This window comes from Actinoplanes sp. 13 (genome assembly GCF_056134165.1).
Window position 1 is genome coordinate 24,992 of the sequence record NZ_JBVYOQ010000017.1, and the last position, 24,065, is coordinate 49,056.

Consider the following 24,065-nt stretch of genomic DNA (forward strand, 5'->3'; position numbering starts at 1 on the left):
GGGTGGTGATGTGGGTCTGGATCGTTGTCGCAGCGATCGCGCTGATTGTCCTGGTGTCCGTGGCCGTGCGGCTGTTCGGGCGGCTCTCCGAGCTGCAGCGGGCGGCGCTGCGCCTGCAACGGCGGCAGGAGGAGGCGCTGCGGTTGCAGACGGGTGCGGAAACGTTGCAGCAGACTGTGCAGGATCTCCAGTCGCGTGCCGAACTGACGCAGGAGCGGGTCGCGGTCGTCAAAGCCGGGCTCGGCCGTTGAGAGGGAGCGCCGCTGAAAGGTAGCTGAGTGCTGTTCGCGCTCCGTTGCCCGGGACTTCGCAAGATCATAAGAATCCCAGGGCATCCGGTGGCCGACTTCACCGGAAACCACACGTACGATGGACCCCGCAACCTGATCCGACCGACTGGAGTCATCCCATGAACGTGCTGAAGCCATGGCACATCATCGTTCTCGTCGTGGTGCTCGTTCTGCTCTTCGGCGCGAAGCGTCTGCCCGACGCGGCTCGTTCGCTCGGCCGTTCGCTGCGGATCATCAAGGCGGAGACGAAGGGTCTCGTCGACGACGACAACACCGTCGCGGAGAAGGCCGAGCCGCAGCACAGCCGCACGCCGCTCCAGGGTGAGGTGCAGCAGCCCTACCAGCAGCCGGGTTACCAGCAGGCGCCGCCGGCCGGCTACCAGCAGACCCCGCCGCCGGCCGGCTACCAGCAGGCGCCGCCGCAGGGCTACCAGCAGACCCCGCCGCCGCCGGCCGGTTACCAGCAGCCGCAGCCCCAGCCGTACGTCGACCCCTCGGTGCAGCGCACCAACGATCGCTGACCCAGGCCGATGGCACTGAGCCTGCGCCTCAAGAAGGGACCCAGCAAGTTCCAGCAGGCGTCCGACGGCTCGATGACACTGATCGAGCACGTCCGGGAGCTGCGCAACCGGCTCTTCTTCGCCTCGCTGGGCATCGTCGGGGGCCTGATCTTCGGGTTCATCCTCGCTGACTGGGCGTTCGACCTGCTCAGCGGGCCCTACTGCGCACTCGGGACTTCCTGGGTGCTCAACGCGGACGGCGTCCGGGAGTGCAAGTTCCTGACGCTCGGCGCCACCGACGGCCTGATCCTCAAGCTGAAGATCGCCTTGTGGCTGGGTCTGATCGTCGGCGCCCCGGTCTGGCTGTACCAGCTGTGGGCATTCATCGCGCCCGGCCTGCACCGGCACGAGCGCAAGTGGGCCTACGTCTTCGTGCTGATCGCGGCGCCGCTGTTCGCCGGCGGGGCAGTGTTGGCGTTCTTCGTGGTGGAACACGGCCTGGCCTTCATCATGCAAGCCGGTGTCCTGCAGGAGTCCCAGCAGCTCGAGGTCACCGCCTACATCGGCTTCGTGACCTCGATGATCCTGTTGTTCGGCGCCGGTTTCGAGTTCCCGCTCGTGCTGCTGATGCTGAACTTCACCGGCGTGGTCAGCGCCAAGCGCCTGCTCAGCTGGTGGCGCGCGGTGATCTTCCTATGCTTCGCGTTCTCGGCGATCGCCACTCCTGACCCCGGCCCGTTCGGCATGACGCTGCTCGCGGCCTGCATGTCGCTGCTGTACTTCATCGCGGTCGGCGTGGCCTTCCTCAACGACAAGCGCAAGGGGCGCGGCAAGGAGATCTACGCCGGGCTGAACGACGACGAGATCTCGCCGCTCGCCGAGGAGCGGGTCCCGGTCGGGGCGTCCGACCCGATCGAGGCGCCGAGTGCCGTCGGTGCGCCGTCGCCGGTGGAGCGGCCGGCGCCGCTGGAACGCCGCTTCGACGACATGACCTGACGTTCCGACGCTTCCGCGACCGCCGCACCGGCCCGGTGCGGCGGTCGTTCCTGTTCCGCGGGGCGGGGCGTACCGTGCTCCGCTGTGACGAGCGATTTCATCGCGGTGCTGGCGAACCCGGCGGCCGGCCGGGGACGGTTCCGTGGCTTGCTCCCGGACGTGGTGCGGGCGCTGGGCGGGGTGGGCCGGCCGGTGCGGCTGCTGGAGGCGAGCAGCGGGCTCGAGGCGGAGGCCGCGTGCCACCGGGCGGTGGACGAGGGCGCGGTCGCGGTGGTCGCGGTGGGCGGGGACGGGACGGTCCACCGGGCGTTACAGGCGGTAGCGGGTACAGCGGTCGGGTTCGGCGTCGTGCCGGCCGGCACCGGGAACGACTTCGCGAGCGCGGTGGGCGTACCCCCGGATCCGCAGCAGGCCGCGGAGGCGATCTGCGCGGCTCTGCGCGATGAGCGTGCCCACCGGTTCGATCTGGCCCGGACCTCGGACGCCCGGGGTGACCAGCGATGGTTCTGTGCGGTGCTGGCGGCCGGATTTGACGCCCTGGTGAACGAACGGGCGAACCGGATGCGGCGGCCGAAGGGGCCACGCCGGTACGACCTGGCGATCCTGCTCGAGCTGGCGCGGCTGCGGGCCCGTGCCTACACCGTGCACGTGGACGGCGTGGCGCACAGCTTTCCGGCCGAGATCGTCGCGGTGGGTAACTGCGCGAGTTACGGCGGCGGGATGCGGATCCTGCCGGGCGCGGATCCGGCGGACGGGCTGCTCGACGTGATCTTCGCGGCGCCGCTCGGGCGGGTCCACCTGACGCGGCTGAAGCCGCGCCTGCGGCAGGGCACCCACGTCGACGATCCCAAGGTCACGGTGCTTCGCGGGCGCCGGGTGCGGGTCGAGGCCGAAGGGATCATCGGGTACGCCGACGGCGAGCGGCTCGGGCCGTTGCCGCTCGACGTCGTGTGCGAGCCGGGTGCGGTCCGGTTGCTCCGGTGAGCCGAGGGTCAGATTTCCCGCCGCGGGCCGAACTGACTGGCATGACGAACTCGATCGGCACCAGCGCCTCCTCGATGGCTTCCATGGCTTCGTCGATGTTCGGCAGCGCGCGTGAGGCACTCAAGGCGGTGGCAGACGCGGCCAGGACCGACGGCGCGGCGGAGAGCCAGGCGGCGCAGACCACCGGCAAGAAGGGCCGGATCGGCACGGCTCTCGACTGCTACGCCTGAGGTTGACGCGGCACAGCTCCTTACGCGGCACAGCCCGCCAGGGCGAGGGTCGCGCCGAGGCCGTTGACGTGGCCCGGCTCGGCGGCCGGCAGGACCAGGGCGGCGCAACCCGCGCGGACCGCGCCGGCGTCGGCGGGTGTGTCGCCGACCATGAGAGTGCGCTCCGGGTCCACGCCGAGCATGCCGCAGGCCCGCAGGAAGATGGCCGGGTCCGGCTTGGTGCGGCCCACCTCGTAACTGAGGGCGAAGGCGTCGACCAGGCCGTCGAGGCCCCAGCGCGCGAAGTGCGGGCGGATGTCGAAGCCGATGTTGCTGACCACGCCCACCTTGATCCCGGCGTCGTGCAACCGGCGCAGCGTGGGCCGGGTGTCCGGGTACGGCAGCCAGCCGTCCGGCGTGAGCAGCCGGTCGTAGAGGGCGTCGGCGAGACCCTCGACGTCGGTGTGCACGGTCGAGGCCAGCCCGGTGTAGGCGGCGCGGTGACTGTGCGCGTACAGATCCCGGTCGGCCCAGTGCTCGGCCAGATGCGGCGGCACCCGGTGCGGCAGCGGCCCGCCGGCCCGCCCGGCGGTCAGCAGACGGTCGGCCAGGACGGTTGCCCGGTCCCGGGGAAGTTCCGCCCCGCAGGCCGCGGCGGCGGCGACGACCCAGGTCAGCGGGTCCTCGACCTGGGCCAGCGTGCCGTGGAAGTCGAACAGCACCGCCTCCACCGGCCGTCCAGGATCGCGCGGGTGTTCCGTCATTTCGATGGCATCCGGCACGGGATGCACCTTACCGATCCACACCGACCCGCCCGGCAGCCACCACCGTGTCGCAAAGTGTCACATCCACGAACTAGCCTGGGGTTCATGACGAGTCCCGCCGAACGGTATGCGGAATCCAAAAGGCGGGCGGCGCGGGTCGCGCAGTTCCCGGCCCTCGAGGATTTCATGCTCGACGTCGGCTTCGACCTGGACGACTTCCAGCGCGAGGCCTGCGCGGTCCTGGAGCGCGGCAGCGGCGTGCTGGTCTGCGCGCCGACCGGTGCCGGCAAGACCGTGGTCGGCGAGTTCGCGGTGCACCTGGCACTGCGCTCGGGCGTGCGCAAGTGCTTCTACACCACCCCGATCAAGGCCCTCTCGAACCAGAAGTACCACGACCTCGTCGACCGCTACGGCGCCGACAAGGTGGGCCTGCTGACCGGTGACAACGCGATCAACGGCGACGCCCCCGTGGTGGTGATGACCACCGAGGTCCTGCGCAACATGCTCTACTCCGGCTCCGACCAGCTGCGCGGCCTGGCATACGTGGTGATGGACGAGGTGCACTACCTCGCCGACCGGTTCCGTGGCGCGGTCTGGGAAGAAGTGATCATCCACCTGCCGGCCTCGGTGACCCTGGTGTCGCTGTCGGCCACGGTGAGCAACTACGAGGAGTTCGCCGACTGGCTGGTCACCGTGCGCGGCCAGACCGAGGTGGTGGTCAGCGAGCACCGGCCGGTGCCGCTCTGGCAGCACATGCTGGTCGGCCGCCGGATGTTCGACCTGTTCCACGACGCCGACGCGGCGAAGAAGCACGACGTCCACCCCGAGCTGCTGCGCTACACGCGGGAGATGGAACGCCGCCTCGAGATGACCGACCGGGCCGCCACCGGGTGGAACGGCCGGGGTGGTCATCGCGGCCGGCGCTGGACGCCGCCGCCCCGCCCCGAGGTGGTGGACCGGCTGGACCGCGCCGGGCTGCTGCCGGCCATCCTGTTCATCTTCAGCCGGGCCGCCTGCGACGCGGCCGTGCAGCAGTGCCTGACCGCCGGCATGCGGCTCACCGACGCCGACGAGCGCGCCGAGATCCGCCGCATCGCCTCGGTGAAGGTGGCGAGCATCCCGGCCGAGGACCTGTCGGTGCTGGGTTACTGGGAGTGGCTCGACGGCCTGGAGCGCGGGGTCGCCGCGCACCACGCCGGCATGCTGCCCGCCTTCAAGGAGGCGGTCGAGGAGTGCTTCGTCAAGGGCCTGGTCAAGGCGGTCTTCGCCACCGAGACGCTGGCGCTGGGCATCAACATGCCGGCCCGGTGCGTGGTGCTGGAACGCCTGGTCAAATACAACGGCGAGGCGCACGTCGACCTCACCCCGGGGGAATACACGCAGCTCACCGGCCGGGCCGGCCGGCGCGGCATCGACGTCGAGGGGCACGCCGTGGTGCTCTGGAGCCCGGACGTCGACCCCCGGCACGTCGCCGGTCTCGCTTCCACCCGCACCTATCCGCTGCGCTCGTCGTTCCGGCCGTCCTACAACATGGCGGTCAACCTGGTCGGCACCGTCGGCGCGGAGAAATCCCGCGAGCTGCTCGAGTCGTCGTTCGCCCAGTTCCAGGCGGACCGGTCGGTGGTCGGCCTGGCCCGGCAGGTCCAGCGCAACGTCGAGACCATGCAGGCGTACGGGGAGGACGCCGCCTGCCACCACGGCGACTTCGACGAGTACTTCGCGATCAGGGTCGCCATCGCCGACCGGGAGAAGGCGCTGTCCCGGCAGGGGGTGGCCCAGCGCAAGTCGGCCGCCGTGGCGTCGCTGGAGAGGCTGCGCCTCGGTGACGTGATCCGGGTCCCGCAGGGGCGCCGGGCCGGGCTGGCCGTGGTGCTGGAGCCGGCCGGCAGCGGGTTCGGTGAGCCCCGGCCGCTGGTGCTGACCCAGGACCGCTGGGCCGGCCGGGTCAGCCCGGGCGACTTCGGCGGCGAGGTCGAGGTGCTGGCCCGCCTCCGGGTGCCGAAGAACTTCAACCACCGCTCGCCGGGCGCCCGCCGGGACCTGGCCGCCCAGGTCAGCGGCACCGGGCTGGACCGGCACCCGGACCGGCGGCGCGGTGGCCGCAGCCGGGGCAACCCGGGTGAGGACGCCGAGATTGCCCTGCTCAAGGTGCAGCTGCGACAGCATCCGTGCCACGCCTGCCCGGAGCGCGAGGATCACGCGCGCTGGGCGGAGCGGCGGCACCGGCTGCTGCGCGACACCGACGCGCTGCGGGACAAGGTGGCCGGCCGGACCGGGTCGCTGGCCCGCACCTTCGACGAGGTCTGCTCGGTGCTGACCTCCCGGGGATATCTCAGCGCCGACGGCGAGGTCACCGAGGCCGGGCGGATGCTCGGCCGGATCTGGTCGGAGGCCGACCTGCTCGTCGCCGAGTGCCTGCGCCAGGGCGTGTGGGACGGCCTGGCCCCCGAGGAGCTGGCCGCCGCCGTCTCCATGGTGCTGTACGAGTCGCGGCGCGAGGGTGAGGACCGCGCGTCGGTGCCGAAGGGGCCGGTCAGCGCCGCGGTGGACGACTGCGCGAAGCTCTGGGCCGAGATCTCGGCCGAGGAGAGCGAGCACGGGCTGTCGCTGACACGGGAGCCGGACGCCGGGTTCGTCTGGCCGATGTACCGGTGGGCGCGCGGCGAGCCGCTGGCGCGGGTGCTTGCCAGCGGCACCCAATACGACGCGGACATGCCGGCCGGCGACTTCGTGCGGTGGGCCCGGCAGGTGCTGGACCTGCTGGGGCAGATCCGGGAGGCGGCCGCCGCGTCGCCGAGCGTGAAGGCGACGGCGCGTAAGGCGGTCAGCGCGGTGAACCGGGGGGTGCTCGCGCTGCAGGGCGGGGTGTGAGCGGTGGAACTCCGAGCACCGGGTCGTCCCCGGCGCTCGGCTTTTCCGGGCCGCCCTCGGGCGGTCCGGCGCTCGTCCTTCTCCGGCGGTCGCGGGGGGATCGGAGCGGTTGTGCGTTTTCCGGCCGGGCGGGCGGCGACACGGTTGCGGTTCGCGGCCGGAACGAATGGCGATCGTGGCGGATGGTGAATGTCCGTTGACGAGATCTTCCGGACAAATCAAGAATTGCGGGCGGCAGCACAGACGTCGATGACGGCAACGGCCCGAGGGTCGGGAGAAGGGCGCGATGAGCGGGGGCTCACCCCATCTGATCGGTTGGTCCGGTGACACCCTGACCGACTCGGTGCTGGCCGTCATCGACGCCGACACGACGGTGATCGAGTTCTCGGTGTGGGGCGGCTGGGACCGTTCGCTGTCCACGCGGGCCCGCGCGGTGCTGGACAAGTGCCTGGCCGAGCACCCCACCGGGATCATCGTGGACCTCCAGGAGCTCAGCGACCCGCACGCGGCGAGCGCGCCGCTGTGGCTGACCGCCTGCGCCCAGGGCGCCGCGATGGAACCGCCGGTGACGATCGCGATCTGCGCGCGGGCCAACGCGCCGCTCGCCCGCCGGATGACCCGCCTCGGCGCGCGGGACTGGCTGGTGCACTACGCCACGGTCGCCCAGGCCCAGGCCGCGCTGGCCGGCCGCCGCGCGCTGCCGGAGCGGATGAACCTCGTGCTGCCGCCCGACCCGGCCGGCGCGTCGATGGCCCGTTCGCTGATCAACGACGCCTGCCGGGAGTGGCGGCTGGAGCATCTGTGCCAGCGCGCCCGCCTGGTCGTCTCCGAGCTGGTGCTGAACGCCGCCGAGCACGCCGGCACCGACATCGAGATCATCATCTCGTTACGCGGCGCGGGGCCGGGGGCGGCGCTGCACCTGGCCGTCTACGACGGCGACACGGTCCTGCCCCGGCTGCGTGACCCGGTCCCCGGGCCGCTCGGCCCGTCCCTGGTCGACCGCGGCCTCGGCCTGCGCATCGTGGGCGCGGCGGCCTCGGCGTGGGGCGCTCTGCCCGCCCGCAACGGCAAGCTGGTGTGGGCGATCATCCGAGCCCGCCCGGAGGCTGGCTGAACGACTCGCGCCGGAGGTTCGGGGATGACAGGTTCGGGGCCGGGGCCCGCGGGTACCCGGATCGCCGGCTCGCGCGACGGGGACCGGCTGCTGATCACGCTGCGCGGCAGCTTGGACGCCACGTCGGTGAGCGCTCTCCAGAGTCAGCTCTACGATCTGGCGCAGGTGCACGACCTGATCGGGTTCGGGGTGCCGGTGCGGCAGATGCACATCGACCTGGCCGAGGTGGACTTCTGCGACGCGGCGGGGCTGCGCATGCTGGTGGCGGCCCGGCGGGTGGCCGAGGCGCGGCAGGCGACCTGCCACCTCCACGATCCGCAGCCGCATCTGCGGTGGTTGCTGCTGGCTACGCGGGCGGCGGACCTGTTCGACCTCGATGCGTGAGCGGGCTCGGTGTCGCGGCCAGGTGGGGTGTGGGAGTAGGTCACGGCCGGGTGCGGGCGGGGAGTGGGTCAGGGCCAGGTGCGGGCGGGGTGTGGGAGTGGGTCAGGGCCAGGTGCGGGCGGTGGAGTCGAAGAGGGCCTGGTCGCTCTGGACAGGGACGACGCAGAAGAGGTGACCACCCGGCGCCCGCAGGATCACGTGGCCGCCGTGGTCGGCGATGATCTCGGCGCCCAGGCCGGTCAGCCGGGTGCGCTCGGCGGGCACGTCGTCGGTCTCGATGTCGACGTGGTAACGCGGGGCGTCGCCGACCGCCTGGACATCCACGGCGAAACCGGGCACGGCACCCCGCAGCTGGATGAACTCCTCCTCGCCGGGCACCGGCTCCGCGGGGGTGCCGAGGGCGGCCGACCAGAACCCGGCGGCGGTGGCGGCCTGGTCGGCGGGGGTGTCGATGAACAATCCGAAGAGGCGGCTGCGATGCATGATCCGACTTTAAGCCGCGTGACTGTCCGAATGCGACTCCTGACACGGCGCGCAATCTTGGCACGGAGTTCACCTCCGACCGGGCCCGCGGGCCTGCCCGCGCCGGGCAGGATGGACGGGTGAACGACGATCTTCTGCTTGCCCGGGCGGCCGCGGTTGCCGGCGCCGCCGAGGCGATGCGGCACTACGCCACCCTGGCCGACCTGCCACGCGAGGTGAAGGCGGACGGCTCGGTGGTGACGCGGGCCGACCGCGCCGTCGAGGCGGTCATCCGCGACGTGCTGACGGCGGCCCGGCCGGACGACGCGATCCTCGGCGAGGAGGAGGGTGAGACGGCGGGCCGTGGCGGTCGCCGCTGGATCATCGACCCGATCGACGGGACGGCGCTCTTCGTCGCGGGGGATCCGCGGTGGCTCGTGCTGGTCGCCCTCGAGGAGCAGGGCGCGATCACCGCTGGCGTCGCGGTGGTGCCCGCGCAGCAGCGCATCTGGTGGGCCGAGCGGGGGGCGGGGGCGTACGAGGGACGGGTCCAGGCCGGTGAAGTGGTGGACGAGACACGGATCCACGTGTCGCCGGGCGCCGCGCGGAAGGTCGAGGAGAGTCGCCTCGGTGTCGTGCCGGCCTGGGATCGTGAGGTGGCCGCGCCGCTGATCGAGGTCGCGGACGAGCTGGAGTGGCCGCTGCACCCGCCGCTGATGATCGCCCGGGGTGACCTGGACGTGGCCGTGCAGACGTGCGGGTCGGTGTGGGACTTCGCGGCCACGTCGCTGATCGTGGCGGAGGCCGGCGGCTTCTATCGAGGGCTCGACGGGCGGACCAGCCCGGGGGCGGGGCCGTCGCTGTTCGCGGCGAACGCCGACTTGCGGGACGCGGCGCTGGGCCTGCTGAGCTCGGCGGCTGTGCAGTGATCGTGCGCTCCCGGGCCGGGGTGGAGCCGGCTGGGGAGCACACGAAGCCGCCGCGTGAGTCACGTTCGGTCTGAGCGGCGCGCTCACCCCAGGTCGCACGACCGACCCCAGGCCGCGCGACCGCCTCCGGGCCGCGCGATCGACCCCACGCCGCGCGACCGCCTCCGGGCCGCGCGCGGTGTGGGGGCGAAGCTGCGCGGCGGTGTGGGCGGACGGAGCCGCGCGGCGGTGTGCGCGGACGGAGGCGTGCGCGTCCGGTGGGTGACCACCCGCTTCAGCCCGGCGGCCGCGCTGCGGCCGGGAGTGGGCAGACGGTCGCGGATGGCCCCGGGACCGGACTCATTCGTACGATATCGATGCCTTTCGCAAAGGTCTCCAGGCAGCGGCAGCGATGGCGGTCATCGCTGCCGAGGCCAGCCAGAACGGTGTGGTGAGGGACCAGGTGGTGGCCAGCAGGCCGCCGATCAGCGTGCCGACCGCCGCGGCGCCGCCGGACTCCAGCAGGGTGTAGACGCTGCCCACCCGGCCCAGCAGGCCCGCCGGGACGAGGCGCTGGCGCAGGGTGGTGACGGTGACGCCCCAGACCATGGTGTGGACGCCGAAGACGACGATGGCCGCGGCGGCGACGAGCGGTGACGTGGTCGAGGCCAGCGTGAGGTGGAAGAGCGCCTCGAGGAGCAGGCCGGCACGCAGGGCCGTGGTGGCGCCGAGCAGCCGTGTCAGGCGGACGGCGACGAGGGATCCGGCCAGCCCGCCGGCCGCGAAGGCGGTGAGCAGGAAACCGAAGCCCACGTCGGACAGGCCCAGCCGGTGCCGGGCGTAGAGGACGAACGTGGCGAAGGCCGCGCAGTACACGATGTTGCTCAGACCCATCGCCACGGCCAGGGTGCGCAGGAGCCGGTTGCGCCAGAGCCAGCGCAGGCCCTCACCGATGTCGGCCCGCAGGGAGCGGCGGACCGCCGGCTCCGCGCCCGGAGCGGAACGGGTGGCGGGCAGGCCGGCGACCAGGGCGGCCGCCACCACGAAGGTGACGGCGTCGAGACCGAACGGCGCGGCCGCGGCGATGCCGTAGAGCCAGGCGCCGAACGGCTTGGCGGCGAACTGGTTGACGACGGTGAAGGTGGCGGCCAGGCGGGCGTTGGCCCGGTCCAGCTCGGCGGGTGCGACGACGGCCGGCAGCAGCGCCCCGGCGGCGGTGTCCGCGGCGGTCTCGGCCACGCCCAGGACGAAGACGACCGCGTAGACGAGCGGCACCGAGACGTGTCCGGTGGCGATCGCCGCGGTGAGCACTGCCAGCGCCGCCGCCCGCACCAGGTTGACGGTGACGATCAGGCGGCGCCGGTCCAGGCGGTCCGCGTAGGCGCCGCTGATCAGGCCGAACAGCAACCAGGGGAGTTGGCCGGCCAGGGCGCCGCCGGCGATCAGGGCGGGGCTGTCGGTGATCGAGGCCAGCAGCAACGGGCCGGCCACCATGGTGACGCCGTCGCCCAGGTTGGAGACCGCCGAGGCGGCCCACAGGCGGTGGAAACCCACGCCGAGGCGCGGGCTGAAAAGGGTACGCAAAAGAGCTCCTCGAGCCAGGAAGGAAACGGTCGTCGTGGACCGCTCCGCGGCGAGGAGCCATCACCGCGGTGTGGCTAGGGCGCGGCGTGCTCTCGCGGCGCAGCGGCGACCGTGACCGGGCTGAGGCGCATGTTCGCTCCTGACGTCGAAGGTCGTTCCATCCTTCCACCCCGAGGCGGCAAACGGTATGACCTTAACCATCGATAAGGATCACTGGACTTCCTAGGGTGGGGTGCAGTCCTCAACCCCCAAGGAGTGAAGATGATCCTGCGAAGAGTGCTGGCCGCGCTCGTGGCCGCCGCGGCCCTCGGCGGCGTCCAGGTGATCGGTGCGACGCCCGCGTCGGCGGCCCCGCGCGTGCTGTACTACGACGCCAGCCAGGCCCAGGAGTTCGTCTCGGTCGTGCACCAGGGCGCGCAGATCTGGAACAGCCGGGTCGCGAACGTCCGGCTCGAGCCGGTGCCGGCCGGGCGCACCCCGAACATCCGGGTGTACGCGGACAACGGCTGGCCCCGCGCCCAGACCACCTCGCTCGGCAACGGCCGCTGGTACATGGGCCGCCAGGCGGTCAACCAGGGTTACTACCAGCCGCGGATCGCCGCGCACGAGTTCGGGCACCTGCTCGGCCTGCCGGACCGGCGCACCGGGCTGTGCAGCGACCTGATGTCCGGCAGCAGCGCGCCGGTGAGCTGCACCAACCCGAACCCGAGCAGCCGTGAGGCGTCGACGGTGAACAACAACTTCGCCTCGGCCGCGGCCGCCCGGGTCGCGCCGCGGGCGTACGTCTGGCAGTGAGTCACCCGGCGGGCGGGGCGTGCATCGTGATCGTGGTCCAGACGCCGACGTGGACCTGGTCGCCGTCCTTCAGGGCGCGTGACTGTCCGGCGCCGAGCGGCAGGTCCTCGTCGTTGAGGTACGTCCCGTTCGTCGAGCCGAGATCGGAGACCAGCCAGACGCCGTCGATGTTGAGCGTCAGCAGCGCGTGGCTGTGCGAGACCCCCGGGTCGTCCGGCAGGTCGAGCTCCGGGTCGGTGCCCTTGGAGGTGCTGTGCCGGCCGATCCGGATCTGCGGCGGGCGCAGGATGATCGTCTGCTCCGGCGTGCCGGCCGGGAACTCGACGCCGTCCGCCTCGTTGAGGTCGAAGTACGCCCGGTCGGCGAAGACCGTGGCGGTCCAGTCGGCCGCCGGCGGGGACGGCGGGGCCAGCTGCGGGACCTTGCCGGTGGTGTGGTCGTAACCGCAGTCCTCGCAGAAGCGGGCCGTCCCGCCGCGCGGCACCCCGCAGTTCGGGCAGGCGGCCACCGTCGGCTCGGGGACCGCCAGGACCACGGTCTCGGCGACGATCTTCGCCCCGCACGTGTCGCAGAAGTCGCCGTCCGCCGAGACGTGTCCCTTCGGGCAGAGGTGGGTCACTGCGACCGCCCGACCCGCACCGTCTTCGTCGACCGGGTGTCGAGCGCCATCTCGTCCTCCGCGCTCACCCGGCGCCGGAGCCGGACCGTCCCGGTCGCCGCGTCCTCGATCTCCACCACCTTGCTCAGCAGGTCCTCGGTCGCCTTGTTCCCGCTGGCGTGCGCCAGCTGCGCGGCCCGGCCGAACTTCATCGTCGCGGTCCGGTCGTCGCCCGACTCCCGGGCCGCGATCCCGGCCTGGATCGCGTCGGCCAGCTCCGCCTGCCCGGTGTAGTGGGCGACCTGCCGGTTGATCCGGGTGGAGAGCGCGGTGTCGTCGGTCCACACCGCCCGGACCAGCGACTGCGCGTGCACAGTGTCGCCCTCGACCACCGACACCCGGGCGGCGAGCATCTCGTCGCCGGACGCGCCCGGGGTCACGTCGATGCAGATGTGGTAGTCGCGGCTCTCCTGGCCCCAGGCGCCCAGCGGGTAGCGCCCGGCCCGGGGGCCGTCCGGCACCCGCTTGCCGGTCAGATCGGCCACCTGCGGCTCGACCTGCTTGACGAACCGGACCGTGGTGTTCACCGGGGTCCACACCTTGAGCTGCACGTCGGCGCTGGTCTTGCCCATCGCCGAGGTCATCATCTGCTCGAACGCCGCGGTCAGGTCCATCGGCTTCGCGACGATGTCCACGGTGCCGAGCAGCGCTGCGGAGATCTTGCGGAGCTCGGAGACCTTCCAGTTGGTGCCCACGCCCCGGCAGTCGCAGGTGAACCGGCCGGCGATGGACTCCAGGACACTCTCCAGATAGCCGTACCGCTCGCCGTTGTCGCCGTCGGTCAGCAGGATGGCGTGCGCGATGTCGCCCGGGCGCAACGCGAACAGCTGGGCGGCGAGCAGCAGCCAGGCGCCCATCGCGGTGCCGCCGCCGGGCTGGAGCCGCTCGACGGCGCGGGACGCCTCGGCCCGGGTGGCCGGCGAGGCGACGGCCAGCAGGCCGGGGTCCGGGTAGAGCTGCTGCGCGGTGCTCACCCCCGCGATGATCGCGAAGTGCACGCCGTCGTCGATGCACTCGACGGCCGCCTTGGCGGCCTGCCGGGCCGCGCCGATGCGCCCCTCGGCCTGCATCGAGCCGGACGCGTCCACGATGATGATCTCGGTCGCCCCGGCCGTGCGGCGGCCGCCCTCCGCCCCGGTCGAGGTGACCGTGACGATCGCGTTGACCTCGCTCGCGCCCAGGGCGAGGTACTCGTTCTGGAAGGCCTCGGCGGTGTAGGACACTCTGGTCTCCTTACTCGGGGTGAACCGGGACGAGGGCGACGGTGATGTTGTCGGCGCCGCCGGCCTTGTTCGCGTAGGCGACGAGGGCCCGCGCCGCGTCCAGCAGGCCCGGCGCCGACGCCACGCAGGAGCGAACCACATCGGCGAGCTCGGCCGGGTCGGTGAGGTAGTTCCACAGGCCGTCGCTGCACAGCATCAGCAGCCCCGGCTGGGCGGCGGTGAAGGCGCCGGCCCGCGGCCGGACCGGGCCGGCGTCCGCGCCCAGCCAGGCGGTGATCGCGTGCGCCTTCGGGTCGTTCATCGCGACCTGCGGGTCGATACCGAGCGCGATCACGTGCTGGGCCCACGAGTCGTCCTCGGTGAGCTGCTCGGCCGGGCCGTCCGGGCCGAGCCAGTAGGCGCGGCTGTCACCGACCCAGCCGAAGCCGACGTGCGGGCCGCGGACAGCCGCGGCGACGATGGTGCACGCCGGGTTGGAGGAGGCGCGGCGCGGGTCGCCGGTGTGCGCCAGCGACGCCACGGCGTCGGCGGCGGCGGAGATGGCCGCGGCGACGACGCCGGCGATGGCGATTGCCGGGCTGGGCTCTTCAAGATCTTCCGCTGGTACGGGTGAAGCCCCCGCCCGGTCGCTGATCACTACGGTCTCGTCCCCGGCCGGGAGCCTGGTGGTGGCGTCCTTGTCGGCGGCCACCACCGTGGTGTCCGCGGCACCGAGCACCGTCGTGGTGTCTGCGGCACCGAGCACCGTCGTGGTGTCTGCGGCACCGAGCACCGTCGTGGTGTCCGCGCCCGGATCGGCCGGCGCGGCGGCCGGGTGCTGGGCCACCGCGAGCAACTCGCCCGCCGTCCGCGCGGCGAGGTCGGAGGCCGCGTCCGGGTCGTAGGAGGCGGACACGCCGTCGCAGACCACCACGTCCGCGGCCGACTCGCCGACCGCCAGCCACATGGCGTCCTCGTTGCGGTGGTGCCGCCGGCCCCGGTCGCTGACCGCCGCCCCGGTCGCACCGCCGTCGGCTTCCAGGTGGTCACGGGGCCGGCCGGCGAGCATGCCGCACTCCTCGCAGTAGCCGTCCGCGCCCACGGTCTTCTCGGCACCGCAGTGCGGGCAGTCCATCCAGTCCTTCGCGGACCTCGCACCGGCCGCCGGCTCCCCGGCGGCCGGCGGATCTTCCGGCGCCGGCAGCTCCACGGTGCTGACAGCGCTCGGCGCCGGTGCCGAGCCGGCCGCGGTGGGCAGCACGGCAGTCGTCTCCGCCTCACCCGGTGTGGCGGCCGGCAGCACGGCTGTCGTCTCGGGCCCGCTCTGCGGCGCGGCCAGCTCGCGCCCGCACACCTCACAGAACGCCGCCCCGGCCGCGCGCTCGTCGGCGCATGCGGTGCAATCGGTCAGGATCATCGGCGTCGTTACCGCCCTTCTACGTTCGCGTCCGCGGCCTCGCCGCGTTCGCCAGGTCAACCAGGCGGATCTTCTCCGGCCCGTGCACCGCCCGGGCCATCTCCCGGTACGCGGACTCCAGCGCGAACCGTACTTCCCGCTCGCCCGTGTGTCCCGAACGGGCCCCACCGAGCACTGCCGCCGGAATCCTCGTCCCCGCGCCGAGTGTGCGCAACGCCTGCTCGAGGAGTTCCGCCCGGAGCGCGGCCACCTGGGCCGCCTCCATCTCGAGGCGCTCGATCAGCTCGGCGGCCGTGGTGAGCGAGTCCACGTCCACCGCGGCCGACTCGTGCGGGCGGACCAGGGCGCGGACCGCGCCGACCTGGGACACCCGGTAGGCCGACGAGGTGCCCGGCACCCGGTTGTACGCCTCGACCGCGCCGGCCCGGTCGCCCGCGTGCAGCCGGCACCGGGCCAGCCCGGCAGCGGCCGTGGTGTACGCCGGGTCGGTGCTGCTGACCACGTCGTAGTAGCGGGCCGCCTCGGTCCGGTCGCCGGCCAGCTCGGCGGTGAAGCCCAGCGCCAGCTGCGGCGCCAGCTCGCCGGGCAGCGCCGCGTACACCGCGTCGAAACGGGTGCGGGCCTGCGCGGTGTCGCCGGTGGCCAGCGCGAGCAGCCCGTCGTACCAGGCGACCCGCCAGTCGTCGCCGGCCGTCTCGGCGAGCAGCGCGGCCGATGCCCGGGCATCGGTGAAGTCGCCGGTGCGGGCACCGAGGTCGATGTGCGCGCGCAGTTCCCGCAGCCGGACCTCGAGGGTGTACTGCGGGGCCTTGGCGAGCAGCGTGAGCACCTCGCCGGGCTCGGTGACGGTGACCGAGGCGAGGAACGCGGCGGCCGGGTCGGTCAGGTCGATCAGCGGGGTCGGCAGCTCCTGCCAGCGCAGGTCGCCGGACCGCAGGTCGGTGCGCAGCTCCCCGGTGAACAGCCGGGACGGCGCGGGCCGCGGCTCACCGCCGGCCGCGAGCACCTGCCGCAGCACGCCGAGCATCTGCTCGGTCATCTCGGCGGCGTCGACGAACCGGTCCGCCGGGTCCGGCCGGGTGGCCCGGACCAGCAGCCGGTGGAACGACTCGTACCGCTGGTAGACGTCGAACTCGCCGCGCGCCGGCAGGCTCTCCTTGAAGGTGCTCTGGTAGCCGCGGAAGTCGGTGGTCAGCACGGCCAGGGTGCGGCCGACGGTGTAGATGTCGGAGGCGACCGACGGCCCGTGGGTGGCCATCTCCGGCGCCTGGTACCCCACCGTGCCGTAGATCGCCGCTTCCTGGTCGTCGACGTGCACGACGCCGCCGAGGTCGATCAGGCGCATCTGGTCACCGGACTGGATCACGTTGTCCGGCTTGAAGTCACAGAAGATCAGGCCGCGGTCGTGCAGGTATCCGAAGGCCGGCATGATCTCCAGGACGTACGCCAGCGCCCGGTCCACGCCGAACGGATCGGTCTTGCGCAGGTCCTTGAGGGACTTGCCGCCGACGTACTCCATCACGATGTAACCGGCGCCGTCGTGCTCGACAAAGTTGTAGATCTTGACGATGTTCGGGTGCTCGACCTCGGCCAGGAACCGCCGCTCGGCCACCGCCGCGGCCAGCGCGTCCTCGTCGCCCGCGTTGAGCAGGCCCTTGAGCACCACCCAGCGGTCCGACACGTTCTTGTCCACAGCCAGATAAATCCAGCCGAGGCCGCCGTGCGCGAGCGGGCCGACCACTTCGTACTGGCCGGCGACCAGATCACCCTTGGCCAGTTTCGGGGTGAAGTCGAACTGCTCGCCGCAGGCCGCGCAGAACCCGGAGGTGCGGCCGGGCCGGTCGCCGCGGGTCCGGCCGACCGGCTTGCCGCACTTCGGGCAGTACCGCTTGGACTCCGGCACCTCGGCGACGGTCATCACCGCGGTGGACGGATCGGCCTGGGTGATCGGCGCGATGTCGACGAGGCCGCCGCCGAAACGGCGGCGGGATCCGCCGCGGGAGCTGCCGGTGCGGGCGCTGCCCCCGGTCCGGGTGGAGAGGGCGCCGCTGCGCATGGACTGCGAGCGGCTGGAGACCGCCCGCGACGCCGGCGCAGGCGAGTGTGTGAAGTTCGGCCCACCGGTGGACCCCGGCTTCACACGCTGTTGGGGAGCCAGGCCGCAGGTGTCGCAGTAGCCGTCCTCGATGGTCCCGTCACACCCGGCCCGGCCGCAGCCGGCCGGCTCAGTGGCACCGGCGCTCACCGCCACCTGCGCCGGGGAGTGTGTGACGTTCGGCCCACCGGTGGACCCCGAGTTCACACGCTGCTGGGGGGCCAGGCCGCAGGTGTCGCAGTAACCGTCCTCGATGACGCCGGGACAGTCGCGCTGGCATCTCATCGGGCCTCCCTGGCGGCGAGAGCATCCTGATAGGCGCTGACCGCGGCCCGGGCCACGGTCAGGTCGCACGGCGCCTGGTGGAGCGCGGTGCGGGCGGCCTCGGCGAGCGGGGTCAGGCCGGCGTCCTCGCCGAGGCCCCGGCGCAGTGCCTTCGCCCGGTACGCGTCGAGGCGGCCGCGCAGCTCGTTGCGTTCGGCCAGCAGGGCGGCGTTGCGGGCGGCCGCGTCGCGCAGCACGGCCAGCCGCTCGGTCGCCTGCCGGCGCCACCGGGCGAGCCGCGGGCTGATCAGCGACCAGTGCCCCGCGGCGGCCAGCGCCTCGATCGCGGCGAGGTCGGCGAGCGGGTCGATCCCGCGTACGTCCGCGATGGTGTGCGCGGGGAACCGCCCGGCCGCGGCGTCGCGTGCGGCCTCGGCGGCCTGCCGGGCCGTGCTGATCTCGTTCGCCAGCGTCCGCGCGTCGCGCAGCCGCTGCTCGATCGAGGCGCGCAGCTCGGCCACCGAGGTCCGCTCGGCGTCCGCCCGGTCGATCAGCGCGCGGACCCGCGCCAGCACGCTCTCGTCGGCGCCGAGCGGGTCGCCGGCGAGCGTGCCGGTGAAGCCGTCGAGCAGCCGGTCCGCCTCGTCGAGCAGCTGGTTCGTCTCGGTGAGCAGCGCGCCGGCCGCGGCCGCGCCGGCCAGCCCGCGAGCATGCGAGAGGGCGGTCGCGGCGTCGGCGGCGGCCGGCAGCAGGCGCCGCCACCGCTCGCCGGCCCGGGTGACCACGTCGACCGCGGTCGCGAACGCCGCCTCCATCGCGGCCAGCAGCTCGGCCGGCGAGCAGGTGGTGCTGACCTGCCCGGCGCCGAGCAGGCCGCGCTGGGCGAGCGGCACGGTGCTGGTGGAGAGCGTGATCGAGGGGCCGAGGACCTCATGGGCGTACGCCCTGCGGTCGGCGTCGGAGAGCCGGCGCCGGTCCCGTAGCGCCCGGGCCCGGGCGATCACCTCGCCGAGCTGCCGGTGGCCCTGCCACAGCCGGCCGAGCGCGTCGGCGGCGCCGGCCCAGGCGGCGGCCGTCCGGCCGGTCAGCGCGGTGGCGCCGAGCTCCTTGCGGTCCGGGTTCTCGTCGAGCTCGACCAGGTTCGCCGCCATCGCGGCGACGGCGGTCTCCAGGCGGGCGAGTTCCGCGTCCGCGGAGATGATCGGCATGGTCATCGGTACAGCGCCGCCGGGGGTTTCGGCGCGTTCCCGCCCAGCCACCTGGTGTAGGTGGCGGCCCAGGTGCCGTCCCGGCGGATGTCGTCGAGGACCTGGTTGACGAACCGGGTCAGCTCGGGGTGGTCCTTGGAGATCGCGATGCCGTACGGCTCCTCGGTGAAGCGGTCGCCGACCACCTTGGCGTACGGATCCTGCGCGGCGAGCCCGGCCAGGATGGTGTCGTCGGTCGAGACGGCGTCGACCTCGTTCTGCTGGAAGGCGACCAGGCACTCACCGAAGCCGGGCTTGGCGACCGGGACCGGCTTGCTGGGCGCCGCGGCGATGTTCTCCAGCGACGTGGAGCCGGCAGCCGCGCACACCTTCTTGCCGCCCAGGTCGGCCAGCCCGGTGGCGCGCGAGTCCTTGCCGACCATGACCTGCTGGCCGGCCAGGTAGTAGGTGGTGGAGAAGTCGACCTCCCGCCACCGGGCGCAGTTCGCCGTCATCGTGCTGATGATCAGATCGACCCGGCCGTCGCGGACCCAGGCGGTGCGCTCGGCGCGCGGAACCACCTTGATCTGCACCTTGTCCGGATCGCCGAGGATCCGTTCGGCGATCTCCCGGGCGATGTCCACGTCGAAGCCCTCGACCCGGCCGGTGAACGGGTTGCGCGAGCTGAACAGCAGCGCGTCCTGGCTGGTGCCGAGGATCAGCCGGCCCCGGCTCCGGATCTCGGCCATCCGGCTGCCGGCGGGCAGCCGGTCCGGCGCGGGCAGCGCCCCGCCCGGCGGGCGCAGGCTGGCCCGCGGGTTGCACGCGGTGTCGGCGGGAACCGGCGCGGCGGCGGCGGCCCCGGCGCTGGGCAGGGCGAGTGGTGGCCGGGCCGGCGGCGCCTCGTCGGAGCAGGCGGCGGTGGCCAGCAGCGCCGCCGTGACCAGCACGACGAGGGCGGGACGAGCGCGCGTCATCGGTACTCCTCCAGCCGGGCCCGCAGGCCGATCGCCGCCAGCAGGGCGACGGCCAGGGCGAGCAGCGGGCCGAGCACGGTCAGCGTGCCGAGGCCCCGCCCGGCGGCACCGATGTGGTGCTCGAAGACGGCTTTGCGGTCCTCCAGCGCGGTTTCCACGGTGCCGGTCAGCTCGTCGAACGCGGTGGTGGCGGCCGGGCCGACGGCAAGCTCCACCGCGGCCTCGTAGTCGCCGCCGTCGTCCGAGTCGCGCACCTGCTGGTGGATCGCGGCGTACCGGTCGTGCTGCACGCGTGCCTGCTGCATCAGCTGCGACACGTCGTCGAGCGCGGGGTCGTCGAAGGTGAGCCGCTCGCGGATGGTCTGGAAGTCCTTCTCCAGCGGTCCGCTGCCGGACCGGGCGGCCAGCGTCAGGGCCTCGTCGGCGCGTTCGCGCAGCACCAGGATCCGGATGTCGGTCAGCGCCGCCACCGGCTCGGAGCCCTCGGTGGCGGCGAGGCCGAGCCGGTCGCGCTGGGCGGAGAAGACCGCGGCGGAGCCGGCCGCCAGCACGGCGGTCAGCACGGTGGCGGCCACCAGCGGAATGTTGAAGGTGCGCCGGGTGGTGCTGCTGAGGTGGAGCTGGGTCGCGATCAAGGCGACCGCCAGGCCGACGAGCAGAGTCAGGAACAGGGTCAGCCACCAGGAACCGCGGGCCTGCTGGTAGCCCTCGCGCACCTCGCGCCCGGCGAACTGGAGCAGCGTGCGGGCCTGCGGCTGCAGGGTCTCCCGGTTGAGCTGGGAGGCGGTGGACAGGTAGGAGGCGCCGACCGGCAGGCCCTGCCGGTTGACCGCGCGGGCGGTGGCGACGAGCGACGCGTACCGTGCGGTGCCGGCGGCGAGCGCCTCGACCGCCTCGGCGGCCTCGCTGTCCGCCGGGGTGCGCCGGGCGGCCGAGGTGAGCGCGGTGCTGGCGCGGGCCAGCGCGGCCTCGTACCGCTGGGTCAGCTGCACCGGCTCCTGGCCGCCGGCGAGGAAGGCCTGCGCAGCGGTGGTGTCCGCGTCGGCCAGCGCCGTGTAGATCGTCTCCGCTTCCACCAGCAGCGGCTGGGCCCGGTCCCGCAGGTCGCCGGTGCCGGTCGAGGCCGCACCGGCGGTGAGCCCGGCGACCAGACCGGTCAGCACGCCGAGCGTCAGCAGCATGGTGAGCAGGAGCTGGAGGCGACCCGGCGAGGTGTGGCGCAACTGCCCGAACCGGTGCAAGACGGACCCTCGCGGGAGCGTGGCCCCCTCGTGACGCTGGGCCAGAGCAGTGGTCAAGCTTCGCCTCCGTGTTGCGGCTCCCCGTTGCCGTCCACTGTGCGGCATGCGCGCAAGTGATCTTCGACGCGGGCACCGGGCGGGCGACCGGCGGATGCCGGGCGCCCGTCGGGCCGGCCGGTCAGCTGAGCTCGCGCTTGAGCAGCTTGCCGGTGGCGGTCATGGGCAGCGACTCGACGATGCTCACGATCCGCGGGTATTTGTACGCCGCCATCTGCTCCCGGCACCAGGCGACGATCTCGTCCTCGGTGGCGGTGGCGCCCGGCTTGAGGATCACGAACGCCTTGATCTCCTCGCCGTGGCTGGCGTGCGGTACGCCGATGACCGCGGCCAGGGAGACCGCCTCGTGGGTCAGCAGGACCTCCTCGATCTCCCGCGGGTACACGTTGAAGCCACCGCGGATGATCATGTCCTTGGCCCGGTCGACGATGTAGTAGAAGCCGTCCTTGTCCCGGCGGGCCAGGTCACCGGTCCGGAACCAGCCGTCGCGCATCACCTCGGCAGTGGCCTCCGGCCGGTTGTAGTAGCCGCGCATGATGTTGTGGCCGCGGATCGCGATCTCGCCGATCTGGTCGGCGCCGTCGACGGTGTTCCACTCCGGGTCGATCAGCTTGACCTCGACACCCCAGATCGGGATGCCGATCGAGCCGGGACGCGGGTCGCTGTCCGGGTCGCTGAAGGTGGCCACCGGGGAGGTCTCGGACAGACCGTAGCCCTCCAGGATGGTGACGCCGAACCGCTCCTTGACCGCCTTGATGATCTCGACCGGGAGGCTGGAACCGCCGGAGACCGCGACCCGCATGTTGGCCGCGATCCGTTCGACGTCCACACCGTCGGTCTCGCCCAGCGCGTTGAGCAGGCCCCAGTACATGGTGGGGACGCCGGCGAAGAACGTCACGTTCTCCGACTGGAGCAGCTGGACCGCGGCCGTCGCGTCGAAGCGGGGGAGCAGCACCAGCGTGGCGGCGGAGGCGAAGCCCGCGTTCATGTTGACCGTCGAGCCGAACGAGTGGAACAGCGGCAGCACCAGCAGGTGCGTGTCGGTACCCGGCCGGGTGCCGAAGAGCCGGTTGCAGGTGAGCGCGTTGAGCACCAGGTTCGAGTGCGACAGCTCGGCGCCCTTGGCCTGGCCGGTGGTGCCGCTGGTGTAGAGGATGACGGCCGGGTCGGTCTCGGCGCGCTGCACGGTCGCGAAGACCGGCGCCTGGCCGGCGAGCGCCGCGCCCAGAGTCTCGGCACCCGCGATCGGCGAGGCGGCGGCCGGGTCGGCGGTGATCAGGAAGAACTGCTCGCAGCCCTCGGCCTCCTGGAAGCCGGCGTGGCCGGCGGCGCCCATCGGGAGTTCGGCGGTGCCCTCGAAGCAGAAGTACGCCCGGGCCTCGGAGTCCTTCAGGTGGTACGCCACCTCGCGGCCCTTGAGCAGCACGTTCAGCGGCACGACCACGGCGCCGGCCTTGAGGATGCCGTAGTAGACGACCGGGAAGTACGGCAGGTTCGGGCAGGAGAGCGCCACCTTGTCGCCCGGCCGGATCCCGCGGGACACCAGCAGGTTCGCGACCTGGGCGGCCGCGGCGTCCACCTGGGCGTAGGTGAGGCGCCGCGGGCCGAGGACCACGGCGTCGCGCTCCGGGTAGTGGCGGGCGCTGTCCTCCAGCAGGACGGAGAGGTTGAGCATCCGGAGGGTCCCCTTCAAGTCACTTGTGACGGCGGTCTCATCCCAGCACGCGGGCCCCCGGGACCGGAACCCTCCGTTCCGGCTGTGTTGCCGGGAGCATTTCTGTCAGCGGAATCGGGCGGATTGGTCAAGTCCGCCGGATTGCTGCCGATGGCCTCGACGTGGGAATCCCGGTGTTGGACGCGGTGCACGTGGGCCGCCAGCCGATCTTCGACGTCAACGGCGTCGTCGTCGCTTACGAGCTGCTCTTCCGCGGCCGTATGGACGACGTCGCCTCCGGGCGTCAGGACACTTATGCGACCAGCACCGTGATGGTCAACGCGTTCACCGAGTTCGGCATCGCCGAGGTGGCCGGCAACCGTCCGTGCTTCATCAACCTGACCCGGGAGTTCGTCACCGGGCGGCTGCCGCTGCCGTTCGGCCCGGAACAGGTGGTGCTGGAGATCCTGGAGACGGTGCACGTGGACGACGAGGTGATCGACGGGATCACCACGCTGGCCGACGCCGGGTACAAGATCGCGCTGGACGACTTCGTCTGGGGCTCCGGCCACGAGCGGCTGCTCGGGCTGGCCTCGTACGTCAAGCTCGACCTCCTGGACGGCGACCTGAGCCGGCTCGACGAGATCGTCGCGGCCTGCCGCGAGTACCCGGGCATCCAGCTCGTCGCCGAACGGCTGGAGACCGCCGAGCAGGTGGCCATCGCCGACCGCTACGGCATGGAGCTGCGTCAGGGGTACGCGCTGAGCCGTCCCCAGGTGCTCAGCACCCCCAGCCTCTCCCCGTCCCGGATGCGCCGCCTCGAGCTGGTCGCCGCGCTCATGCACCCGGACGTCCGGCTGGACAAGGTCACCGACATCATCGCCAGCGACCCGGCGCTCGCCCTGCGGGTGCTGCGGGTGAGCAACTCGGTCGCCGCCGGCGTGGTCAGCCGGATCTCCTCGGTACGCCAGGCGATCATGCTGATCGGCCTCAACCACATCCGCCGCTGGGCGACCCTGATGGTCGTCGACGACGTCGCCGAGGCCCCGGAGGAGCAGTTGCTGACCGCGCTCACCCACGCCCGGCTCTGCGAGAACCTGGCGCACCGCTTCGGCGCCGACCAGGGCGCGGCGTTCGTTGCCGGGCTGGTCACCGGGATGGCGCGCCTGATGGACACCACGCCGGACGCGATGGCCGAGCAACTGCCACTGACCGCGGACGTGGCCGACGCCGTCAAGTTCGGGGTGGGCCGGCTCGGGAAGTTGCTGGAGGCGGTTCGCGCCTATGAGGACGGCGACTGGGGGACCGGCGACCTGGCCGGGCCGGCGCTGGACGCGATGCGCTGGTCGACGCGGACGCTGAGCGCCGCCCATCGCTTCACCCCCGCGCCGGCCCGCAGCCCGGTCGGCACCCGCTACCGCCGTTGAGAGCGTGATGACGCGGGGTTCGTAC

General features: G+C 72.9%; 22 protein-coding genes. 11 read left to right on the forward strand and 11 right to left on the reverse strand.

What is annotated here, in order from left to right; translation table 11 throughout:
• The first annotated feature begins 8 nt into the window (after window positions 1–8).
• The 5 genes from AC0NH5_RS27880 to AC0NH5_RS27900 all read left to right on the forward strand — a co-directional run bounded on the left by AC0NH5_RS27880 (window position 9) and on the right by AC0NH5_RS27900 (window position 3,000).
• Complete coding sequence (locus AC0NH5_RS27880; RefSeq protein ID WP_474409679.1) at window positions 9–251, forward strand: hypothetical protein; 243 nt, start codon at window positions 9–11, stop codon at window positions 249–251.
• A 158-nt stretch (window positions 252–409) separates the two neighbouring features.
• Window positions 410–811, forward strand: coding sequence for a Sec-independent protein translocase subunit TatA (gene tatA / locus AC0NH5_RS27885; RefSeq protein ID WP_474409403.1), 402 nt, complete (start codon window positions 410–412; stop codon window positions 809–811).
• A 9-nt stretch (window positions 812–820) separates the two neighbouring features.
• On the forward strand, window positions 821–1,786 hold the full coding sequence (gene tatC / locus AC0NH5_RS27890) for a twin-arginine translocase subunit TatC (protein WP_474409406.1): 966 nt from the start codon (window positions 821–823) through the stop codon (window positions 1,784–1,786).
• 84 nt (window positions 1,787–1,870) lie between these two features.
• Window positions 1,871–2,770 carry a diacylglycerol kinase family protein gene (locus AC0NH5_RS27895; protein WP_474409408.1) on the forward strand — a complete coding sequence of 300 codons (900 nt, stop codon included), beginning with the start codon at window positions 1,871–1,873 and terminating at the stop codon, window positions 2,768–2,770.
• Window positions 2,771–2,811: 41 nt separating this feature from the next.
• The gene (locus AC0NH5_RS27900; RefSeq protein ID WP_474409410.1) at window positions 2,812–3,000 is read left to right on the forward strand and encodes a hypothetical protein; all 189 of its coding nucleotides are present in this window, start codon (window positions 2,812–2,814) and stop codon (window positions 2,998–3,000) included.
• A 20-nt stretch (window positions 3,001–3,020) separates the two neighbouring features.
• On the opposite strand, the gene AC0NH5_RS27905 is transcribed toward AC0NH5_RS27900, so the two are convergent.
• Window positions 3,021–3,770, reverse strand: coding sequence for an HAD family hydrolase (locus tag AC0NH5_RS27905; protein ID WP_474409413.1), 750 nt, complete (start codon window positions 3,768–3,770; stop codon window positions 3,021–3,023).
• A 78-nt stretch (window positions 3,771–3,848) separates the two neighbouring features.
• Between AC0NH5_RS27905 and AC0NH5_RS27910 the strand changes: the two genes are divergently transcribed.
• The 3 genes from AC0NH5_RS27910 to AC0NH5_RS27920 all read left to right on the forward strand — a co-directional run bounded on the left by AC0NH5_RS27910 (window position 3,849) and on the right by AC0NH5_RS27920 (window position 8,112).
• Entirely contained in the window at window positions 3,849–6,614 is a 2,766-nt protein-coding gene (locus tag AC0NH5_RS27910; RefSeq protein ID WP_474409416.1) for a DEAD/DEAH box helicase, read from the forward strand.
• Between the two features lie 286 nt (window positions 6,615–6,900).
• Window positions 6,901–7,728: an ATP-binding protein gene (locus AC0NH5_RS27915; RefSeq protein ID WP_474409419.1), complete on the forward strand. Its 828-nt coding sequence runs from the start codon at window positions 6,901–6,903 to the stop codon at window positions 7,726–7,728.
• 24 nt (window positions 7,729–7,752) lie between these two features.
• Complete coding sequence (locus tag AC0NH5_RS27920; RefSeq protein ID WP_474409422.1) at window positions 7,753–8,112, forward strand: STAS domain-containing protein; 360 nt, start codon at window positions 7,753–7,755, stop codon at window positions 8,110–8,112.
• A gap of 102 nt (window positions 8,113–8,214) precedes the next feature.
• Here AC0NH5_RS27920 and AC0NH5_RS27925 read toward each other — a convergent pair whose 3' ends face one another.
• Window positions 8,215–8,595 (reverse strand): VOC family protein, encoded by a 381-nt coding sequence (locus AC0NH5_RS27925; protein WP_474409424.1) that lies wholly within the window; start codon window positions 8,593–8,595, stop codon window positions 8,215–8,217.
• Window positions 8,596–8,714: 119 nt separating this feature from the next.
• Here AC0NH5_RS27925 and AC0NH5_RS27930 point away from each other — a divergent pair, with 119 nt between their 5' ends.
• A complete protein-coding gene (locus tag AC0NH5_RS27930; RefSeq protein ID WP_474409427.1) occupies window positions 8,715–9,503 on the forward strand; it encodes an inositol monophosphatase family protein in 789 nt (262 codons plus the stop codon).
• Window positions 9,504–9,842: 339 nt separating this feature from the next.
• Here the strand turns inward: AC0NH5_RS27930 and AC0NH5_RS27935 are convergent, their stop codons facing one another.
• Window positions 9,843–11,066, reverse strand: coding sequence for an MFS transporter (locus AC0NH5_RS27935; protein ID WP_474409430.1), 1,224 nt, complete (start codon window positions 11,064–11,066; stop codon window positions 9,843–9,845).
• Window positions 11,067–11,327: 261 nt separating this feature from the next.
• Between AC0NH5_RS27935 and AC0NH5_RS27940 the strand changes: the two genes are divergently transcribed.
• Entirely contained in the window at window positions 11,328–11,861 is a 534-nt protein-coding gene (locus tag AC0NH5_RS27940) for a snapalysin family zinc-dependent metalloprotease (protein ID WP_474409432.1), read from the forward strand.
• Window position 11,862: 1 nt separating this feature from the next.
• Here AC0NH5_RS27940 and AC0NH5_RS27945 read toward each other — a convergent pair whose 3' ends face one another.
• From AC0NH5_RS27945 to AC0NH5_RS27980, 8 genes are all read right to left on the reverse strand, one after another.
• A complete protein-coding gene (locus AC0NH5_RS27945) occupies window positions 11,863–12,480 on the reverse strand; it encodes an FHA domain-containing protein (RefSeq protein WP_474409435.1) in 618 nt (205 codons plus the stop codon).
• Window positions 12,477–13,742: a vWA domain-containing protein gene (locus AC0NH5_RS27950; RefSeq protein WP_474409436.1), complete on the reverse strand. Its 1,266-nt coding sequence runs from the start codon at window positions 13,740–13,742 to the stop codon at window positions 12,477–12,479. The genes AC0NH5_RS27945 and AC0NH5_RS27950 overlap by 4 nt, the downstream gene beginning before the upstream one ends.
• Before the next feature lie 10 nt (window positions 13,743–13,752).
• A complete protein-coding gene (locus tag AC0NH5_RS27955) occupies window positions 13,753–15,138 on the reverse strand; it encodes a PP2C family protein-serine/threonine phosphatase (RefSeq protein WP_474409438.1) in 1,386 nt (461 codons plus the stop codon).
• 19 nt (window positions 15,139–15,157) lie between these two features.
• Complete coding sequence (locus AC0NH5_RS27960; protein ID WP_474409440.1) at window positions 15,158–17,518, reverse strand: tetratricopeptide repeat protein; 2,361 nt, start codon at window positions 17,516–17,518, stop codon at window positions 15,158–15,160.
• Window positions 17,515–18,711: a hypothetical protein gene (locus tag AC0NH5_RS27965; protein WP_474409442.1), complete on the reverse strand. Its 1,197-nt coding sequence runs from the start codon at window positions 18,709–18,711 to the stop codon at window positions 17,515–17,517. Before AC0NH5_RS27965 ends, AC0NH5_RS27960 begins: the two co-directional genes overlap by 4 nt.
• The gene (locus AC0NH5_RS27970) at window positions 18,708–19,661 is read right to left on the reverse strand and encodes a glutamate ABC transporter substrate-binding protein (RefSeq protein WP_474409444.1); all 954 of its coding nucleotides are present in this window, start codon (window positions 19,659–19,661) and stop codon (window positions 18,708–18,710) included. The genes AC0NH5_RS27965 and AC0NH5_RS27970 overlap by 4 nt, the downstream gene beginning before the upstream one ends.
• On the reverse strand, window positions 19,658–20,959 hold the full coding sequence (locus AC0NH5_RS27975; RefSeq protein WP_474409447.1) for a hypothetical protein: 1,302 nt from the start codon (window positions 20,957–20,959) through the stop codon (window positions 19,658–19,660). Before AC0NH5_RS27975 ends, AC0NH5_RS27970 begins: the two co-directional genes overlap by 4 nt.
• Before the next feature lie 121 nt (window positions 20,960–21,080).
• Window positions 21,081–22,634: a long-chain-fatty-acid--CoA ligase gene (locus AC0NH5_RS27980; protein WP_474409450.1), complete on the reverse strand. Its 1,554-nt coding sequence runs from the start codon at window positions 22,632–22,634 to the stop codon at window positions 21,081–21,083.
• A gap of 173 nt (window positions 22,635–22,807) precedes the next feature.
• Here AC0NH5_RS27980 and AC0NH5_RS27985 point away from each other — a divergent pair, with 173 nt between their 5' ends.
• Window positions 22,808–24,040, forward strand: a complete 1,233-nt coding sequence (locus AC0NH5_RS27985) for an EAL and HDOD domain-containing protein (protein ID WP_474409453.1) — start codon at window positions 22,808–22,810, stop codon at window positions 24,038–24,040.
• The last annotated feature ends 25 nt before the right edge of the window (window positions 24,041–24,065 follow it).

Excerpts from the sequence above, each read along its gene's own strand:
- AC0NH5_RS27880 (WP_474409679.1), top strand. The coding sequence starts at position 9 with ATGTGGGTCTGGATCGTTGTCGCAGCGATCGCGCTGATTGTCCTGGTG.
- tatA (WP_474409403.1), top strand. The coding sequence starts at position 410 with ATGAACGTGCTGAAGCCATGGCACATCATCGTTCTCGTCGTGGTGCTC.
- tatC (WP_474409406.1), top strand. The coding sequence starts at position 821 with ATGGCACTGAGCCTGCGCCTCAAGAAGGGACCCAGCAAGTTCCAGCAG.
- AC0NH5_RS27900 (WP_474409410.1), top strand. The coding sequence starts at position 2,812 with ATGACGAACTCGATCGGCACCAGCGCCTCCTCGATGGCTTCCATGGCT.
- AC0NH5_RS27910 (WP_474409416.1), top strand. The coding sequence starts at position 3,849 with ATGACGAGTCCCGCCGAACGGTATGCGGAATCCAAAAGGCGGGCGGCG.
- AC0NH5_RS27915 (WP_474409419.1), top strand. The coding sequence starts at position 6,901 with ATGAGCGGGGGCTCACCCCATCTGATCGGTTGGTCCGGTGACACCCTG.
- AC0NH5_RS27920 (WP_474409422.1), top strand. The coding sequence starts at position 7,753 with ATGACAGGTTCGGGGCCGGGGCCCGCGGGTACCCGGATCGCCGGCTCG.
- AC0NH5_RS27925 (WP_474409424.1), bottom strand. The coding sequence starts at position 8,595 with ATGCATCGCAGCCGCCTCTTCGGATTGTTCATCGACACCCCCGCCGAC.
- AC0NH5_RS27940 (WP_474409432.1), top strand. The coding sequence starts at position 11,328 with ATGATCCTGCGAAGAGTGCTGGCCGCGCTCGTGGCCGCCGCGGCCCTC.
- AC0NH5_RS27955 (WP_474409438.1), bottom strand. The coding sequence starts at position 15,138 with ATGATCCTGACCGATTGCACCGCATGCGCCGACGAGCGCGCGGCCGGG.
- AC0NH5_RS27960 (WP_474409440.1), bottom strand. The coding sequence starts at position 17,518 with ATGAGATGCCAGCGCGACTGTCCCGGCGTCATCGAGGACGGTTACTGC.
- AC0NH5_RS27965 (WP_474409442.1), bottom strand. The coding sequence starts at position 18,711 with ATGACCATGCCGATCATCTCCGCGGACGCGGAACTCGCCCGCCTGGAG.
- AC0NH5_RS27970 (WP_474409444.1), bottom strand. The coding sequence starts at position 19,661 with ATGACGCGCGCTCGTCCCGCCCTCGTCGTGCTGGTCACGGCGGCGCTG.
- AC0NH5_RS27980 (WP_474409450.1), bottom strand. The coding sequence starts at position 22,634 with ATGCTCAACCTCTCCGTCCTGCTGGAGGACAGCGCCCGCCACTACCCG.